This window comes from Micromonospora solifontis (genome assembly GCF_003725545.1).
Taxonomy (GTDB): domain Bacteria; phylum Actinomycetota; class Actinomycetes; order Mycobacteriales; family Micromonosporaceae; genus Micromonospora; species Micromonospora solifontis.
The window spans coordinates 35203-54398 of the sequence record NZ_RJLN01000022.1; the positions used below are offsets into that span (position 1 = coordinate 35203).

General features: G+C 75.6%; 6 protein-coding genes. All 6 read left to right on the plus strand.

Annotated elements, in window-relative coordinates:
- The first annotated feature begins 318 nt into the window (after positions 1-318).
- From EFE23_RS10560 to EFE23_RS10585, 6 genes are read left to right on the plus strand one after another with little or no spacing between them, the layout of a single operon-like run.
- On the plus strand, positions 319-3777 hold the full coding sequence (locus EFE23_RS10560; protein ID WP_233600943.1) for an AMP-binding protein: 3459 nt from the start codon (positions 319-321) through the stop codon (positions 3775-3777).
- Positions 3774-6863 (plus strand): thioesterase domain-containing protein, encoded by a 3090-nt coding sequence (locus EFE23_RS10565; RefSeq protein WP_123240721.1) that lies wholly within the window; start codon positions 3774-3776, stop codon positions 6861-6863. The genes EFE23_RS10560 and EFE23_RS10565 overlap by 4 nt, the downstream gene beginning before the upstream one ends.
- Positions 6860-9172, plus strand: a complete 2313-nt coding sequence (locus EFE23_RS10570) for a lantibiotic dehydratase (RefSeq protein ID WP_123240722.1) — start codon at positions 6860-6862, stop codon at positions 9170-9172. Before EFE23_RS10565 ends, EFE23_RS10570 begins: the two co-directional genes overlap by 4 nt.
- Positions 9169-12687, plus strand: coding sequence for a non-ribosomal peptide synthetase (locus EFE23_RS10575; protein WP_123240723.1), 3519 nt, complete (start codon positions 9169-9171; stop codon positions 12685-12687). Before EFE23_RS10570 ends, EFE23_RS10575 begins: the two co-directional genes overlap by 4 nt.
- A gap of 45 nt (positions 12688-12732) precedes the next feature.
- A complete protein-coding gene (locus tag EFE23_RS10580) occupies positions 12733-18216 on the plus strand; it encodes a type I polyketide synthase (protein ID WP_123240724.1) in 5484 nt (1827 codons plus the stop codon).
- 26 nt (positions 18217-18242) lie between these two features.
- Positions 18243-19196: a TauD/TfdA family dioxygenase gene (locus EFE23_RS10585; protein WP_123240725.1), complete on the plus strand. Its 954-nt coding sequence runs from the start codon at positions 18243-18245 to the stop codon at positions 19194-19196.

Below are 19196 nucleotides of genomic sequence, written 5' to 3' on the forward strand. Positions count from 1 at the left end.
TGAGCTGCGGCGAAGGTGCCGCCGGACCGAAGATTCCACGGTCCGAAAGTATTTTCACCGGAAAATAACTCGCCAGTAGGCTCTTACGCCGAAAATCATCTTCGCGCTAGGGGGATGATCGGACGGTTTCCGCCGCCCGAGGTTCCAGCGGACCGTCACCCCTTCGGTCTGACCCCGATCGATTTCCTTCCCATCGAGAGATTGAGCTTTATTCTGCTTCCAATGTGAAGTCCTGGGGGGGATTCATGGTCACATTTGTCGATTGCTGCGCGCCCGCCCGCTGTGGAGAGACACCAGCTCCCTGAGATGACCAAACCGATGATTATCAATCGTTTCGGTGCGGTCGCGGCACGCGACGGCGATCGTCCGGCGGTCCTCGGCGAGACCCACGAGGTCACCTACGCCGAGCTGGCCGGCCTGGCCGGGGGGTACGCGGCCGCGTTCGTCGCCGCCGGCGCCCGACCCGGCGCCCGGACCGCCCTGCTCACCGCACACGGCACGCCGACCGTCGCGGCCCTTCTCGGCGCCCTCGCCGCCGGCTGCGCGTACGTGCCGCTGGACCCGGGGTTCCCGGTCGACCGGCTGCGCCACATGCTCGTCGCCGCCGGGGTGGACCTCGTCGCCTGCGCCGCCGACCACCGTGAACTGGCTCGCGAGCTGGCCGGCGACCGCGCCGTGGTGACTCTGGGCGACCTGCCGCCCGCCCCGCTGCGGCCGGTCCCGGTCGACCCGGACGCGCTCGCGTACGTGCTGTTCACCTCGGGCTCCACCGGCGTGCCCAAGGCGGTCGGGCAGACCCACCGTAACCTCGCGCACGTCGTCGACAACCAGATCGGGACCCTGGCCGTCGGGCCGGGCGACCGGCTGAGCCTGCTCGCCTCGTTCAGCTTCGACGCCGCCATTCCCGACCTCTACCCGGCGCTGCTCACCGGCGCCGCGGTGATCCCGGTGGATCTGCGCCGGCAGGGTCTCGCGTGCGCGGTCGAGCAGCTCGACCGGCACCGGGCGACCGTGCTGCACTGCACCCCCACCGTCTACCGCCACCTGCTCGACACCCTCGGCGAGCGGCGGCTCGACGCGGTCCGGGTGGTGCTGCTCGGCGGCGAGCAGGCCAGCTGGGCCGACGCTGTCCGTGGCCGGGGCCGGTTCGCCCCCGACTGCGAGCTGGTCAACGGCTACGGCGCCACCGAGATGACCTTCGTCGCCCGGTACGCGCTGCCGCTGTCCACGGTCGACCCGGCCGCCGCCGGCCCGCTGCCGATCGGCGCCCCGTTCCCCGGCTACGAGCTGCGTCTCGCCCCGGACACCGGGGAGATCGTGGTGCGCAGCCGGCACCTCGCCCCCGGCTACCTCAACCAGGACAGCGACCGGTTCACCGTGGACGTTGACGGGGTGCGGGCGTACCGGACCGGCGACCTGGGCCGGCGGCTGCCCGGCGGCGACCTGCTCTGCCTGGGCCGGCTCGACCGGCAGGTGAAGGTGCGCGGCCACCGGGTCGAGCTGACCGAGGTCGAGGCGGTGCTGGCCGCCCAGCCCGGCGTCGCCGGGGTGCGGGCCATCGCCCGCGACGGTGAGCTGCTCGCGTACGCCCGTCCGGCCGGCGGGACCCGGCCGGACGGGACCGCGCTGCGGGCCGCCCTCGCCGCGGCGCTGCCGGAATACGCGCTGCCCCGTGCGGTCGTGGTGCTCGACGAGTTCCCGCTCACCGTCACCGGCAAGGTCGACGAGCGGGCGCTGCCCGACCCGGCCGGCCCGGTGCCGGCGGTGGAGGCCCCGGCCACCGCGACCGAGCGGGTCGTGCACGACATCTGGTGCGCGGTGCTCGGCAGGCCGGCGGTCGGCCGCACCGACGGCTTCTTCGACGTCGGCGGCCAGTCCCTGCTGCTCGGCCAGGTGCAGCAGCGGCTGGCCGAGCGGTTCGGGGTGCGCCTGCCGATGACCCGACTCCTCGACCACCCCACGGTGGCCGCCCAGGCGGCGCTGCTGGACGCCCCGCCCGAGGCGCTGCGCGCGCCGGTGCTGCCCGTACCGGTCGCGCCGGCCACCGCGGCCCGCGAGTACACCGGCGACGAGATCGCCGTGGTCGGGCTCGCCGGGCGCTTCCCCGGCGCCCCGGATGTGGCCACCTACTGGTGGAACCTCTGCACCGGCGTCGACTCGATCCACGAGCACACCGACGCGGAGCTGGCCGCCCTGGGTGTCGGGCCGGGGCTGCGCGCGGACCCCCGGCACGTGCGGGCCGTCGGCCGGCTCGACGGGGTGACCGACTTCGACGCCGAGTTCTTCTCCTTCGGCGCCGACGAGGCCGCCCGCACCGACCCGCAGCACCGGGTCTTCCTGGAGACCGCCTGGGAGGCGCTGGAGGACGCCGGGCACGACCCGTCCCGGTTTCCCGGCCTGATCGGGGTCTACGCGGCCACCTCCGCCAACCGCTACTTCCTCTTCCACCTGCTCGACAACCCGGCGGTGATGGGCGACGTCGACCCGGACGACTGGGAGGCCCGGCTGGTCGGCCGGCAGTTCACCGACCACCTGCCCGGGCAGGTCGCGTACCGGCTGGGGCTGACCGGGCCGGCGCTGGCTGTGCAGAGCGCCTGCTCCAGCTCGCTGGCCGCGGTCTGCGTCGCGGCGCAGAGCCTCGCCGACTACCAGTGCGACATCGCGCTGGCCGGTGGGGTCACGGTCACCTGGCCCCGGCACCGGCACACCCCGGGCGGGACGGCGTCGCCGGACGGCCGCTGCCGCGCCTTCGACGAGGGCGCCAACGGGTCCGGCTTCGGCTCCGGGGCCGGCGTGGTCGTGCTGCGCCGGCTGGCCGACGCGCAGGCCGACGGGGACCGGATCTACGCCGTCCTGCCCGGCTGGGCGGTCACCAACGACGGCCCGGACCGGGCCGGATTCGCCGTCCCCGGGCCGGCCGGGCAGGCCGCCGCGGTGGCCAACGCGCTGGCCGCCGCCGAGGTCGCCCCGGGCGAGGTCCGGTTCATCGAGGGCCACGGCAGCGGCACGCCGCTCGGTGACGCCATCGAGGTGGCCGCGCTGCACGAGGTGTACGCCGCGGCCGGCCCGCCCGGATCCTGCGCGCTCGGCTCGGTGAAGACCAACATCGGCCACCTCGACGCCGCCGCCGGCATCGCCGGGCTGATCAAGGCGGTGCTCGCCGTCCGACAGGGCGTGATCCCGCCGAACCTGCACTTCACCCGCCCGCACCCGGAGATCGACCTGACCGCCGGCCCGTTCTACGTGCCGACAAAGGCCCGGGACTGGCCGGAGGCATCGCGCCGGGTGGCCGGGGTCAGCGCCTTCGGTCTCGGCGGCACCAACGCGCACGTGGTGGTGGAGCAGCCGCCGCCAGAGGGGCCGGGGGAGGAGCCCGGCGACGGGCCGTGGCTGCTGCCGGTGTCGGCGCGTACCCCGGCGGCGCTGCGGGCGGCGCTGACCCGGCTGCGCGCCCACCTGGCCGGCGCCACGCCGGCACTGCCCGAGGTGGCCGCCACCCTCGCGCTGGGCCGGCGCGCCTTCGCCCACCGGGCCGCCGTGATCGCCGCCGACCTGCCCGGCGCGCTCGCCGCCCTGGACGTGCTGCTGGACACCGACGCCCGGATCGCCGGGGACGACGGTGCCCTGCGCCAACCGGCCGCCGACTGGGTGGCCGGGCGGGACGTCGACTGGGACGCCCTGCACCCGGCGGGCACGGTCCGCCGCACCGGACTCCCCACGTACCCGTTCCAGCGCCAGCGGTACTGGATCGACCCCGTGCAGAAAGGCCCACGTTGAACTGGTTCGTCTCGACCGGAAGCCGACCCCAGGCGCCGGTGAGATTGTTCTGCCTGCCCTACGCCGGTGCCGGGGCGAGCGCCTTCCGGCGCTGGCAGGAGGGGATCGGCCCGGACGTCGAGGTGCTCCCGGTGCAGCTGCCCGGCCGGGAGAACCGGATCAACGAGGACCCACGCTTCACCGTCGCCGACGTGGCCGCCGCGATCGCCTCCCGCGCCGACCGCCCGTACGCCGTCTACGGCCATTCGATGGGCGGCCGGGTCGGCTTCGAGGTGGTCCGCGAGTTGCGCCGCACCGGTCGACCGCTGCCGCTGCGGCTGTACGTCGGCGGCGCCCGCGCCCCGCACGTCACCGCGCCCAGCCTCTTCGACGGACTGTCCCGGGTGGACGACGAGGAACTGCTGCGCCGCCTCGGCGAGGGCGGCGGCCTCCCCGCCGAGCTGCTCGACCATCCCGAGCTGGTGGAGTTGCTGCTGCCGCTGCTGCGGGCGGACTTCGGCCGGGTGGACAGCTACCGGTACGTTCCGGGCGAACCGCTGCCGCTGCCGATCGTCGCCTTCAGCGGCGCGGACGACCGGGCGGTGACCCACGCGCACAGCGCCGCCTGGGCCGAGCACACCGCCGCGGGTTTCACCCTGCGCGAGATCGGCGGCGGGCACTTCTTCCTGCACGACCGGCTGCCCGAGCTGCTCGCCGCGATCCGCGCCGACCTGGCCGAGGCGCGCGCCGCAGCCCGGCCCGCGCCCGCGCCGCCGCCCCCCGCCGCCGGGACCGGCGGGCACCGGGTGCCGCTCGGCGACACCGGCTGGTCGGTGTGGCGGGACGCCATCCTGCGCGGCACCGGCTTCCCGGCCGACGGACTGACCCTGTTCCACGCGCCGCGCGCCGCCGCGGCCGCCGACGAGCTGCTCGCCACCGGCGCCGGCGAGGACCGGTTCGACAAGGAGTTCGACGAGGCGCTCCGCGCCGCCGCCCACCAGCTCAGCGAGCTGGCCGCCCAGCCGCTGCTGCGGGAGGCGGTGACCTGGCAGAACGCCGGCGCCCTGGTAACGCTGGACGGCCTGGTCGCCGGTGGCGGCGACGCGGCCCGCAACGTCCGGCGCCGGGACCGGGAGCGGGCCTTGCTCAAGTACTGGCAACGCTACGCCGGCAAGAACGAGACGGTGGGCTTCTTCGGCCCGAGCTGCTGGGTCACCGTGGACCCGGACGAGCCGGCCGTCGCCCGGATCGGCACCGGGCCGGAGCTGACCCGCCACCGCTGGGTGTGGTTCGAGTCGTGGGCGCTCACCGCGTACGCCGACCGGCTCGGCGCGGACCTGGCCGTGCGCCGCTGGTGGCCGCCGGCGCTCCGTTCCCACCTGAGCCTGCGCGACCGCGCGGTGCTGCGCCCCGGACGGCCGCCGGTGCCGCTGTCCCCGGTGGAGGCGGCGCTGCTCGCCGCCGTCGACGGCCGCCGACCCGCCGTCGAGCTGGTGACCGATCCCGCTGTCGGGCTGCGCCGCCCGGAGGACGGCTACGCGCTGCTGGACCGGCTGGTGGCCCGGGAGCTGATCACCTGGGACGCCGCGCTGCCGATCAGCCCCGAGGCGGAACAGATGCTCAGCGACCGGATCGAGGCCATCGGCGACGAGCCGGCGCGGGCGGCCGCGCGGGCCGGCTGGGACCGGCTGCGCGTCGCGCGGGACACCGTCGCCGCCGCAGCCGGCGACCCGGACCGGCTGCGCGCGGCCCTCGACGCGCTCAACGCCACCTTCACCGAGCTGACCGGGGCCTCGCCGCGGCGCCGGGACGGCCAGATGTACGCCGGCCGGACCATCTGCTACGAGGACACCAGCCGGGACCTCGACGTGGTTTTCGGCGCGCCGCTGCTGGCCGACCTCGCCGCCCCGCTCGACGTGCTGCTGCGCGCCGCCCGGTGGATGGTCCAGGCGCTGGCCGACGCGTACGGCACGGTGTTCCGGGAACTCTACGAGGAGCTGCGCGGCGACGCCCGCGACGGGCGGGTCGCCCTGTCCGACCTGTGGTTCCTGGTGCAGGGCCTGTTCTGGGGTGCCGGCGAGCGGCCGGTGGACGCGGTGTCGGCCGAGTTCGCGGCGCGCTGGGCGGGCCTGTTCGGGCTGGACACCCTCCCCGCCGGCAGCACCGAGGTGCGGGTGCGGGCCGCCGACCTGGCTGACCGGATCGACGAGGTCTTCCCCGGCCGCCGGCCGGACTGGTCCAACGCCCTGATGCACAGCCCCGACCTGCAGATCTGTGCCGCCGACGCGGACGCGCTGCGCCGCGGCGAGTACACCGTCGTGCTCGGCGAGCTGCATGCGGCCTGGTCGTCCTTCGACTGCGCGGTCTTCACCCCGTCGCACCCGGACGTCGAGCGGCTGCGTACGGCGCTCACCGCCGACCTCGGCGAGCGGCGGATCCGGCTGCTGTTCCCCACCGAATGGCCCCGCCGGACCAGCCGCACCGCGGAGACCCTCGCCGGCCCCACCGACCGGTACCTGGCGTTCCAGCCGGCGCCGGGCGGGGACCCGGCCCGGGTGCTGCCCACCGTGGACCTCACGGTCACCGACTCCGACGGCCGGCTGGTCGCCACCGCGTCCGACGGCCGGCGCTGGCCGCTCACCGAGGTCTTCGCCGAACTGCTGAGCGCGCACGCGGTGGACGGCTTCAAGCTGGTCGCGGCCGCGCCGTACACGCCCCGGATCGTCCTCGACAACCTGGTGGTGGCCCGGCAGACCTGGCGTACGACGGTGGGGGAGAGCGGCCTGGCCACGGTCACCGGGGAGCGGGCCCGCTTCCTCGCGGTCCGGGCCTGGCGCCGCCGGCTCGGCCTGCCCGAGCAGGTCTACGTGAAGCTCGGCACCGAGACCAAGCCCTGCTTCGTCGACCTGGGCGGCCCCGCCTTCGCGAACATGTTCTGCGCCCTGGTCCGGGCCGCCCGGGTCGACGGCGGGGACGACGTGTCGCTGGTGGTCAGCGAGATGCTGCCCACCCCCGACCAGGCCTGGGTGCCCGACGGCGCCGGCCGGCGGTACTTCAGCGAGCTGCGCCTGCAGATCGTCGACGATCACCCGGAGGGGACCCGATGACGAGCCACCTGCTGCCGCTCGGCGACACCGGCTGGTCGGTGTGGCGGGACGTGCTGCTGCGCACCGCCGGCTTCCCGGCCGCCGGGCTCGACCGGTTCGCCGCGCCGGAGGCGGCGGCCGTCGCCGACGCCGTGCTCGCCGGGGAGAGCAGCCCGGAGCTGCTGGACAAGGCGCTGCGCGAGGCGTTCGCCGAGTCCTCGGCGGCGGCCGGGGAGATCGCCGCCGACCCGCTGCTGCGCGAGGCGGTCACCTGGCAGAACCCGGACATGCTCGTCGCCCTTGACGGCCTGCTGCGCACCGACCCGGCGGTGCGCAACGTACGCCGGCGCAAGCGCGAGCTGAGCCTGCTGCGCTACTGGCAGCGGTACTGCGGCAAGGCCGAGACGATCGGCTTCTTCGGGCCGGTCTGCTGGGGCACCATCGACCCGGACGACCCGCGCACCCGGCTGACCCCGGGGCCGGCGCTGGTGCGCCGCCGCCGGGTCCACTTCGAGGCGTGGGCGCTGATCGCGTACGCCGACCGGGTCGCCGACGACCTCGCGGTGCGCCGCTGGTGGGCGCCCGCGCTGCAGCCGCACCTGACGGTGCGGGACCGGCAACTGCACTGGCCGATGCACCCGCCGATCGCGCTGACCGCGCCCGAGGCCCGGCTGCTCGCCGCCTGCGACGGGCGCACCCCGGCCGTGGTGCTGGCCGAGCGGCTGCACGCCGAGGGCCACCTGCGCGGCGCGGACGACGTCTACCTGCTGCTCGACCGTTGGGTCGAACGCGGCCGGCTCAGCTGGGACGCGAACCTGCCAGTCAACCCCGACGCCGAGCGGGTGCTCGTCGAGCGGATCGCGGCGATCGGCGACCCGGAGCTGCGCGACCGGGTCGGCACGGGCTTCGACCGGCTCCGCGCCGCCCGGGACGAGGTCGCGGCTGCGGCCGGCGACCCGGACCGGCTGGCCGCCGCGCTCGCCGCCCTCAGCGCCGAGTTCACCGCCGTCACCGGCCGGCCCGCCACCCGGCACAGCGGACAGATGTACGCCGGGCGCACCGTCTGCTACGAGGACACCGCCCGCGACCTCGACTTCCGCATCGGCGCGCCGGTCCTCGACGCGCTCGCCGCTCCGCTCGCGGTGGTGCTGCAGACCGCCCGCTGGCTCACCGCCGAGATCGGCGTCGGCTGCGCCGACCTGCTCGGCGAGTTGTACGAGGAACTGGCCGCCGACGGCCCGGTGCGGCTGGCCGACGTCTGGCTGCTCGCCCAGGGCACCCTGGTCGCCCCGGACGGGCCGATCGCCCGCGCCGGCGCCGAATTCACCCGGCGGTGGGCCGAGCTGTTCGGCCTGCGCGACCTGCCGGCCGACCAGGTCGAGCTGCGGCTGCGCGCCGAGGACCTGGCCGGCCGGGTGCGCGAGCTGTTCCCGGCCGACCGGCCCGGCTGGCCCTCGGCCCGGCTGCACAACCCGGACGTGCAGCTCGTCGCCCGCTCCGCCGAAGCGATCGACCGGGGTGACTTCCTGCTCGTCCTCGGCGAGCTGCACCCGGCCGCCGTGGCGTACGACAGCGCCGTGCTCACCCCGTTCCACCCGGACCCGGCGGCGGTGCGGGCGGCGCTCGACGCCGACCTCGGCCCGGCCCGGCTCCGGGTGCTCTGGCCGGAGAACTGGCCCCGGCTGACCACCCGCACCACATACCACCTGACCGGTCCGGACGACCGGCAGCTCGGCATCGACACCGCGCGGGGCGCGGACGTCGACCGGCTGGTGCCGGCGACCGCCGTGCTCGTGGAGCGCGACGGCGACGGGCTGACCGCGGTCTTCCCCGATGGCGGCCGGTGGCCGGTGATGGAGGTCTTCGCCAACCTGCTCGGCCCGCTGCTGCTGGACAGCTTCAAGCTGCTCGACCCGGCCCCGCACATGCCGCGGATCACCATCGACCGGCTGGTGGTGGCCCGACGCACCTGGCGGACCACGGCCGAGGCGTCCGGGCTGGCCGGGCACGCCGACGAGAGCGCGCGCTACCTCGCGGTCCGCCGCTGGCGCGCCGCCACCGGCCTGCCCGAGCGGGTGTTCGTCAAGGTCGGCACCGAGGTGAAGCCCTGCTTCGTCGACCTGACCGGCCCGCTGTACGCCCAGTCGCTGTGCGCCATGGTCGACGCCGCCCGCAAGGTGGGCCCGGACGTGCCGGTCGTGGTCAGCGAGCTGCTGCCCGACCCGGACGAGGCGTGGGTGTCCGACGCCCACGGCGAGCGCTACGTCAGCGAGATCCGGCTGCAGGTCACCGACGCCGCCGCCGGCCGTTCCAGTGAGGAGTCCCGGTGACCACGAGTGCGCCCACCTCCGCCCTGTACGGCACGCGGCTGCCGTACCCGGAGGCGACGCTGGTCGAGTTGATCGTCGCGCAGGCGGCCCGTACCCCGGACGCGGTGGCGGTGCGCCAGTGGGACGACGTGCTCAGCTACCGGCAGCTCGTCGAGCGGGCCGCCGGGCTGGCGGCGGTCCTGCGGGCGGCGGGCGTCGGGCCGGAGACCCGGGTCGGCATCTGCGCGTCCCGCCGGCCGGAACTGGTGGCGACCGTGCTCGGCGTGCTTATGGCCGGCGGCTGCTACCTGCCGCTGGACGCCGGCGGGCCGGGGCGGCGGCTGCGGGACATCGTCGCCGACGCCGGCGTCGGCCTGGTGGTCGGCGACCTGGCCGAGGCGGAGTTCGGCGGCGTCCCGGGGCTGCGGACCCTCGCCCTGCCGGCCGCCGCGCCGGTCGACCCGCCGCCCTGCCCGGCGGTCCCGGACAACACCGCGTACGTCCTGTTCACCTCCGGCTCGACGGGCCGGCCGAAGGGCGTGCTCACCACCCACCGCAACCTGGTGCAGTTCGTCGTCGGCTGTGCCGCCGACACCGACGCCGACCGGGACGTCCGGGCGCTCTGCTACGCCTCGCTCGGCTTCGACGCCGTCGTCATCGGGCTCTTCGTGCCCCTGGTGGTCGGCGGCGCGGTGCAGCTCATCGGCGACGACGACCGGGCCGACCCGGACCGGATCCGGCGGTTCGTGGTCGCGCACGAGGTGAACTGGGGGCACCTCACCGTGCCGGTGCTGGCGCTGCTCGACCCGGCCGACATGCCCGGCTGGCGGCTGGTGATGTGCGGCGGCGAAGCCGTCCCGGCCGACCTGGCCCGGCGTTGGTCCCGGGACCGGCGCTTCGTCGACACGTACGGGCCGACCGAGACGACGGTGACGGCGGTCGCCGCCGAGCTGACCGGCCCGATCACCGATCCGGTGCCGATCGGCCGGCCGGTGCCCAACCACCGGGCGTACGTGGTCGACGCCGACCTGCGGCCGGTCGCCCCCGGCACGGTGGGCGAGCTGTTGATCGGCGGCCCCGGCCTGGCCACCGGGTATCTCAACCGGCCCGGCCTGACCGCCGAGCGGTTCGTCCCGGACCCGTTCTCCGGCCAGCCCGGGCAGCGCCTCTACCGCACCGGCGACCTGGTCCGGCAGGAGCCCGACCAGACGCTCGTCTTCCTCGGCCGGGCGGACCGGCAGCTCAAGATCCAGGGGCAGCGGATCGAGCCCGGTGAGGTCGAGGCCGTGCTGCGCGGGCACCCCGAGGTGGACGGCGCGGTGGTCGAGGCGCTGCCCGGCCCCGGCCGCACCGAGTTGGTCGCCTTCCTGACCCCGGCCGGCGCGCCCGACCTCGACCGGCTCGGCGGCTACCTCGCGGACCGGCTCACCCCTGCCATGCGGCCGACCCGGGTGCTGCGGCTGGACCGGCTGCCGGTCAGTCCGGTGACCGGCAAGCTCGACCTGGCGGCACTCCGCGCTCTGGCCACCCCGCCCGCCGCCGAACCCGCTGCCGGCCATGACGCGGACGACGCCGACGGCGACCCGGTCCGGCGGTCGCTGGCCCGGCTCTGGCGGCGGCTGGTGGGTGTGCCGGCCCGCGCGGGCAGCGACTTCCTCGCCGACGGGGGCAACTCGATCGCGGCGATGCGGCTGGTCGCCGCCGTCCGCGACGAGCTGGGCCGGCGGCTGGAGGTGGCCGACGTCTTCGCCGCCCGTACCTTCGCCGATCTGGTGGACCGGACCGGCCGGGCCGAACGCCTTCCCGAGCGGGAGCTGACCACCGGCAACCCGCCGACCCTCGCCCCGCCGCAGCGGCGGCTCTGGTTCGTCGACCAGCTCACCCGGTCCAGCGCGCCCTACAACATCGCGCTGGCCCACCGGCTCCGCGGCGAACTGGACATCCCCGCCCTCGGCGCGGCGCTTCGGGCGGTGGCCGAGCGGCACGACGTGTTGCGCTGGCGGATCCCGCAGAGCGACGGCGTGCCGTACGCGGTCTGCGCGGAACCCACCGACGTGGCGGTTCCGGTGGTGGACCTGACCGGCCGCGCCGACGCCGACGCCGAGCTGGCCGCGATTCTGGCCGCCGGCGCCGCGCACGCCTTCGACCTGGCCACCGGCCCGCCCTGGCAGGTGGCCCTCTACCGGCTCGGCCCGGGCGACCACGTGCTGGCCGTCACCCTGCACCACGCGGTCTTCGACGGCTGGTCCGAGGCGGTCTTCGTCACCGATCTCTCCGCCGCGTACGCCCGGGCGGTCGCCGGCGAGCCGGCCGCGTTGCCCGAGCCGGCCGCCCGGTACGCCGACTACGCCGTCTGGCGGGCGGACCGGGACCGGCGGCGCGGCGCGGCCGACCTGGACTGGTGGACCGGGCACCTGCGCGGTGCGCCGACCGTGCTGGACCTGCCGCGGGACCGGCCCCGGCCGGCGGTGCAGACGTACACCGGGGCGGAGGCCGGTGCCGCGCTGAGCGAGGCCGCCGACCGGGCGGTCCGGGCCCTGGCTCGCCGGCACCGCACCACCGTGGCGGCGGTGCTGCTGGCCGGCTTCGGGGAGCTGCTCAGCCGGCTCACCGGCGGCGACGACCACGTGCTCGGCGCGGTCATGGCCGACCGGCGGCTGGCCGCCTTCGACGACGTCGTCGGCTTCTTCATCGACACCGTGCCGGTCCGGGTCCGCACCGGCGGTGCCAGCTTCGCCGACCTGGTCGACCGCTGCGCGGCCGAGCTGCATGAGGTCACCGGGCATCCGGGCGCGCCGCTGGAGCGGATCGTCGAGGCGCTGGGCGTCGGCCGGGACACCGCCCGCGCCCCGCTGGTGCAGGTGCTGTTCAACGTGCTGAACTTCGTCCAGCCCCGGCTGGCGCTCAGTGGGCTGGCCGGCGAGCCGGTGCCGGTGCCCCGGCCCGGTTCGCCCTTCGACATCACCGTCTACGTGGTCGAGCGGGCCGGCCGGCTCGGCGTCGAGCTGGTCTACAACCCGGATCTCTTCGACGCCGGCCGGATCGACGCGCTGCTGGCCGACTTCGTGGCGCTCGTCGGCGCGCTGGCCGCGGCGCCCGACGCGAAGACCGCCGAGACCGCCACCGCCCTGCCTCGTCCCGCGGTACGGGTGGCGGCCCTGGGCGCGATGACCATCGCCGGGGAACCGGCGCGGACGCCGCTGCCCGCCGGCCCGGACGCGCCCACCGAGACCGAACAGCTGATCGCCGGCATCTGGCGGGACGTGCTCGGCCGGGAGCGGGTCGGGCTCACCGACAACTTCTTCGACATCGGCGGCCATTCGATGGCCCTTGCCGCGGTGCACGCCCGGCTCACCGAGGCCACCGGCCGCTCGATCACCATGCTCGACCTGTTCCGCCACCCGACCGTACGGGCCCTCGCCGCCAGCCTCGACGGCGCCGCCGACCGGCCGGAGCTGGCCCGTGCCGCGCTGCGGGCCGCCGCCCGGCGCGGCCGGGCCCGCCGTGTCCCGCCCCGACGACCGAACCAACCGTGACGGGCATTCCTCCCCGCCGCACCGCCTGAGCTAAGGACTACCCCGATGCAGAACCACATCCCTGGCACCGATGACGGCGTCGAACCGATCGCGATCGTCGGGCTCGCGGCCCGGGTCCCCGGCGCCGATGACGTCAACGAGTTCTGGCGCAACCTGGTCGACGGCGTCGAGTCGTCCACCGAGCTGACCCGCGAGGAGCAGATCGCCCGGGGCGCCCGGCCGGAGGAGGTGGACGACCCGGGCTGGGTGAACCGCGCCCCGCTGATCGACGGCTACGACAAGTTCGACGCCGGCCTGTTCGGGATGACCACCGGCGAGGCCGAGATGACCGACCCGCAGCACCGGCTCTTCCTGGAGGCCTGCTACGTCGCGCTGCAGGACGGCGGCTACGACCCGGGCCGCTACGACGGCGCGGTCGGCGTCTACGCCGGCACCGGCAGCAACGTCTACCTGCACAAGTTCGTACTGGCCAACAAGCGGTTCGGCGGTGTGCACGGCGGCGTCTCCATCGCCACCAGCAACTCGCCGAACTACGTCGCCACCAACGTGTCGTACCGGTTGGACCTGCGCGGGCCGAGCCTGACCGTGCACACCGCCTGCTCCACCTCGCTGGTGGCGTTCCACCTGGCGTGCGAGGCGCTGCGCAACGGCGAGTGCGACATGGCCCTGGCCGGCGGCGTCAACGTCGAGCTGCCGCACGTCGGCTACCTCGGCATGGAGGGCTTCACCTCGCCGGACGGCCGGTGCCGCCCGTTCGACGCCGGGGCGAACGGCACGGTCTGGGGCAGCGGCGTCGGGGTGACCCTTCTCAAACGGCTCTCCGACGCCGTCGCCGACGGCGACACGATCCGCGCGGTGGTGCTCGGCAACGCCATCAACAACGACGGTGCCGGAAAGGTGGGCTTCACCGCCCCCAGCATCGACGGGCAGACGGAGGCGATCGCCCAGGCGGTCGGCATGGCCGGCATCGACCCGCGCACCATCAGCTACGTCGAGGCGCACGGGACCGGTACCGCGCTCGGCGACCCGATCGAGGTGGCCGCGCTCACCGCCGTCTACACGGCGAACACCGAGGACCGGGGCTGGTGCGGGATCGGCTCGGTGAAGTCCAACATCGGCCACCTCAGCCAGCCCTCCGGCATCGTCGGCGTGATCAAGACGGTGCTCGCGATGGAGCACGGCCTGATCCCGCCGACCATCAACTACGAGACGCCGAACCCGGCGATCGAGTTCGCGGACACCCCGTTCTACGTGACGAACACGCTGACCAAGTGGGACACCGACGGCGGGCCGCGCCGGGCCGGGGTCAGCTCGTTCGGCATTGGCGGCACCAACGCGCACGTGGTGCTGGAGGAGGCGCCGGCCGCGTACCGGGGGGAGCGGCGGGTGCGTCCGGCGCACCTGCTCCAGGTGTCGGCGAAGACCCCCACCGCGCTCGACGCGGCGGTGCGGCGGCTCGCCGACCACCTGGACAACGGCGACGGAGGGGGTGCCGAGCTGCTCGGCAGCGCCGGAGGTGGCGCTGGGCTGCTCGCCGACGTCGCACACACGCTGCGGGTGGGCCGCCAGGAGTACCCGCACCGGGCGGCCGTCGTCGCCACCGACCCCGCGATGGCGGCTGCCGCGCTGCGCGACGCCCGCAAGGGACACCGGGGCGCCGCCGACGGTCCCGCCCCGAAGGTGGCCTTCCTGTTCTCCGGCCAGGGGTCCCAGTACGCCGGCATGGGCGCCCAGCTTTACGCCGAGGACCCCGGCTTCGCGGCCATCGTGGACGAGTGCGCCGAACTGCTCCGCCCCGAGCTGGGGCTGGACATCCGCGACCTGATCCTCGGCCGCGACCCGGACGCGGGGGAGAAGCTCACCGAGACCCGCTACACCCAGCCCGCCCTGTTCACCGTCGAGTACGCCCTGGCCAGCGCGTGGCGGCGGGCCGGGGTGATTCCCGTCGCGATGATCGGCCACTCCATCGGCGAGTACGTCGCCGCCACCCTGGCCGGCGTGCTCAGCCTGCCGGACGCGCTGCGGGTGGTGGCCACCCGGGGCCGCCTCATGCACTCCCTGCCGGCCGGTTCGATGCTCGCCGTGTCGCTGGACGAGTCGGCGGTCGCCGACCGGCTGCCCGACGGGCTTTCCGTGGCCACCGTCAACGGCCCCGGCACCTGCGTGGTGGCCGGCGAGACGGCGCTGGTCGAGGAGTTCGCCGCCGGTCTCAAGGGCAAGACCAAGAAGCTGCGCACCTCGCACGCCTTCCACTCACCGATGATGGAGCCGATCCTCGCCGAATTCACCGCGCTGATGGCGAGCGTGCCGCTGCGGGCGCCGGCCGTGCCGTTCCTGTCCAACGTGACCGGGACCTGGATCACCGCGGCGCAGGCCACCGACCCGGCGTACTGGGCCGCGCACCTGCGCCGGCCGGTCCGCTTCGGGGCTTGCGTGGCCACCCTGCTCGCCGAGGGCACCTGGGCGCTGGTCGAGTGCGGGCCGGGCCGGCAGCTGGCCAATCTGGCCCGGATGCAGGTGGCCAAGGCGTCCGAGGCGCAGCGCAAGCTCACCCCGCTGGGCAGCCTGCCCGGCCCGGGCGAGTCCACCGGCGACCTGGCCACCCTGCTCGGCAGCGCCGGCGCGCTGTGGTGCGCCGGCGTCCCGGTGCGTCCGGCCGCCGACCCGGACGCCCGCCGGGTGCCGCTGCCCGCGTACCCGTTCGAGCGCCGCCGCTACTGGATCGACCCGGACCCGGTGGAGCCGGTGGCGGCGCCGGTGGAGACCGGGCCGCGGCCGCTGCCGGAGTGGTTCGCGGTGCCGGTGTGGCGGCAGGCCGCCCCGGCGCGCGGCGTCGCGCCGCTGGGTCGCTGCCTGGTGCTGGCCGACGGGCCGCGCGGGACGGCGCTGGTCGCCGCGCTGCGGGCCGCGGGCGACGACCCGGTGGAGGTACGCGCCGGCGACGCCTTCGCGGCCACCGCCACCGGCTTCCGGCTGCGCCCCGGCGTCCGGGAGGACCACGACGCGCTGGTCGCCGCGTTCGGCGCCGACCTGCCGCGCCGGATCGTGCACGCGTACGCCCTGGACGGCGAACCCGCCGGGACGGACATCGCGGCCACCTGGGCCGCCCAGGACCGGGGCTTCTTCAGTGCGCTGCACCTGGTGCAGGCGCTCGCCGGGGCCGGCCTGACCGCCGACGAGCGGGGGATCGCCGTCGACCTGGTCACCGCCGGCATCGGCGATGTGCGCGGCGACGACCTGGTCCGGCCGGAGCACGCCACCCTGGCCGGCCTGTCCCGGGTGCTCCCGGTCGAGCTGCCCGGCCTCACCGTCCGGCTGGTCGACGCGGACCCCACCGCGCGCGGAGTCGCCGCGCTGGTGACCGAGCTGCGCGGCCCGGTGGACCCGGCGCACCCGGAGGTGGCGTTGCGCCGCGACCGGCGTTGGGTGGCCGGGTACGAGCAGGTCACCGTCGACGCCGAGAGCGAGCCGGGGACGCTGCGCGAGGAGGGCCGCTACCTGATCACCGGCGGCCTCGGCGGCATCGGCGTCACCCTGGCCGAGGACTTCGCCCGCCGGGTACGCGCCAAGCTGGTGCTGCTGGCCCGCTCCGGCCTGCCCGAGCGGGACCGGTGGGACGAGCACCTGGCGGTGCACGGGGGCGCGGACCGGGCCGGCCGGGCCATCGCGGCGATCCGCCGGATGGAGGCGGCCGGGGCCGAGGTGCTGGTGCTCGCCGCCGACGTCACCGACCTGACCGACCTGCGCCGGGTCCGGGAGGCCGTCGAGGCCCGCTTCGGCGGGCTGGACGGCATCGTGCACGCCGCCGGCCTGCCCGGCGGGGGCATGGCCGAGGTCAAGGAGCGGGCCGAGGCCGAGCGGGTGCTCGCGCCGAAGCTCGCCGGCACCCTCGCCCTCGCCCAGGTCTTCGGCGACCTGCCGCTGGACTTCGTGGCACTCTGCTCCTCGATCACCGCCGTGATCGGCGGGTTCGGCCAGGTCGACTACTGCGCGGCCAACAACTTCCTGGACGCGCTCGCGCGGACCGGCAAGGGCTTCCGGGCGCCGGTGGTGTCGCAGAACTGGGGCGGCTGGGCCGAGGTCGGCATGGCCGTGGAGACCAACGCGCCGGCCGCCTTCCGGGCCGCCGGCCGGAACACCGTCACCGGCCCGGTCGACCACCCGGTGCTGACCACAAAGGTGGCCGGCCCGGCTGGCACGGTGCTGCACGGCCTGGTCTCCGCCGGCACCCACTGGCTGCTCGACGAGCACCGGATCGGCGGGGTGCCCGTGGTGCCCGGCACCGCACACCTCGAGTCGGTGCGCGCCGCGGTGGTCGCCGCGCTGCCCGCTCCCGGCCCGGCGGCCGCGGTGGAGTTGCGCGACGTGGTGTTCCTGGAGCCGTTCTCGGTGCCGGACGGCACGGTCGCCCAGTACCGGGTCGAGCTGGCCCCCACCGAGGACGGCGTCGACTTCACCGTGGCCAGCCTCGCCGCCGGCCGGCTGCGTACCCACGTGCGCGGCGCTGCCGGATGGACCGGGGAACCGGCCCCGCCGGCGGCCGAGCCCACCGTGGCCGGCCGGCGGGTCGACGACGACGCCTCCTTCGGCCGGGGCCGGACCAGCATGCTCACCTTCGGCCCGCGCTGGGCCGCGCTGGCCGAGCACCACCTCGGCGACGGGGAGGAACTGGCCCGGGTCGAGGCCCCGGCCGCGGCGCTGGGCGACCTGCCCGCGTGGGGGCTGCACCCGGCGCTGCTGGACGTGGCGACCGCGTTCGGCCGGGGTCAGGGCTCCGGTACCTACCTGCCGCTGTCCTACGGCCGGATCGTGGTGCGCGGGACGCTGCCCGCGGTCTTCCACAGCCACCTGCGGCACCGGGACGCCGCCACCGACGAGGTGGTCGCCGCGGACCTGTCCCTGGTGGACCCCGAAGGGCGGGAACTGGTCGCGATCAGCGACTTCGTGCTGCGCCGGGTGGACCAGGGCGCGGTCACCGGCGGTCTCGCCGACGCGCCGGCCGCCGGAGCGGAAACCGGACCGGCCCCGGTGACCGAGGACATCCGGCCGGTGGACGGGGCGGAGGCGTTCCGCCGCAGCCTGAGCGCCGGGCTGGGCGCCCAGGTGGTCATCACCACCCGTACCGTCGCCGACATCCGTCGCCGGGCCGCCCGGGTGACCACCGACAGCCTGGCGGCGGAGGCCGAGCCGGCGGTGTCCGCGCCAGCCACCACGCGCAGCGGGTCGGCCGCGCCCGCGACCGAGCTGGAGCAGACCATCGCCCAGGTCTGGCGCGACGGCCTCGGCGTGGCCGAGGTCGGCGTGGACGACGACTTCTTCGCCCTCGGCGGCAACTCCCTGGTGGCGGTGCAGCTCATCGCCGCGATGCGCAAGGCCACCGGGGTACGCCTGCCGATGCGCAGCCTCTTCGAGACCCCCACCGTTGCCGGGCTGGCCGCCCGGATCGAGGAGCTGCGCGCGGCCCAGCCCGCCGGCGAGGCGTCCGCGCCGGCGGCGGTCCCGGCCATCCCGCGACTGCCCCGCGCCTGACCACGAAGAACAGGAGACAGAGAAGCATGAGCGACACGATCGCCACGCTGCCGGTGGTCATCGAGCACGACGGCCGGGCGCTGACGGACCTGATCGACGCCCGGCGCGCCGAGCTGCGCGTCACCCTAGCCGAGCACGGCGGGCTGCTCTTCCGCGGCTTCGACGTCGGCGGGGTGGACGGCTTCGACCGGACCGTCCGCGCCCTCTCCGGCGAGCCGCTGACCTATACCGAGCGTTCCTCGCCCCGGCACTCCATCAAGGGCCGGGTCTACACCTCGACCGATTACCCGCCGGACGAGGAGATCTTCCTGCACAACGAGAACTCGTACCAGGCGCGCTGGCCGCTGACCCTGTTCTTCTACTGCATCACCCCGCCGGAGACCCGGGGCGCCACCCCGCTGGCCGACGTGCGCCGAGTCTACGAGGCGATCGACCCGGCGGTGCGCGAGGAGTTCATCCGGCGGCGCTGGATGCTGGTGCGCAACTTCCACGGCGACTTCGGCACCCGCTGGCAGGAGGTGTTCAACACCGAGAACCGGGCCGAGGTCGAGGCGTACGCGGCGGCGAACGGGATCACCGTCGAGTGGGTCGGCACGGACGGACTGCGCACCCGGGCGGTCCGGGACGTGGTCCACCACCGGCCCGGCTCGAACACCCCGCGCTGGTTCAACCACGCCACCTTTTTCCACGTGACCACCCTCCCGAAGGACTACCAGGAAGGTCTGCTGGCCATGTTCGGCCCCGAGGGGCTGCCGTCGAACACCTACTACGGCGACGGCGGCGAGATCCCCACCGACGTGATGGACCACCTGCGCGCGGCCTACCGGTCCGCCAGCGTCCGCTTCGACTACCAACGTGACGACGTGCTGGTGGTGGACAACATGACCGCCGCGCATGCCCGGGAGCCGTACACCGGCCCGCGGCAGATCGCCGTCGCGATGGCCGAACCGCACACCCCCGACACCCCTGGAGCGAATTGA

Excerpts from the sequence above, each read along its gene's own strand:
- EFE23_RS10570 (WP_123240722.1), top strand. The coding sequence starts at position 6,860 with ATGACGAGCCACCTGCTGCCGCTCGGCGACACCGGCTGGTCGGTGTGG.
- EFE23_RS10580 (WP_123240724.1), top strand. The coding sequence starts at position 12,733 with ATGCAGAACCACATCCCTGGCACCGATGACGGCGTCGAACCGATCGCG.
- EFE23_RS10560 (WP_233600943.1), top strand. The coding sequence starts at position 319 with ATGATTATCAATCGTTTCGGTGCGGTCGCGGCACGCGACGGCGATCGT.
- EFE23_RS10585 (WP_123240725.1), top strand. The coding sequence starts at position 18,243 with ATGAGCGACACGATCGCCACGCTGCCGGTGGTCATCGAGCACGACGGC.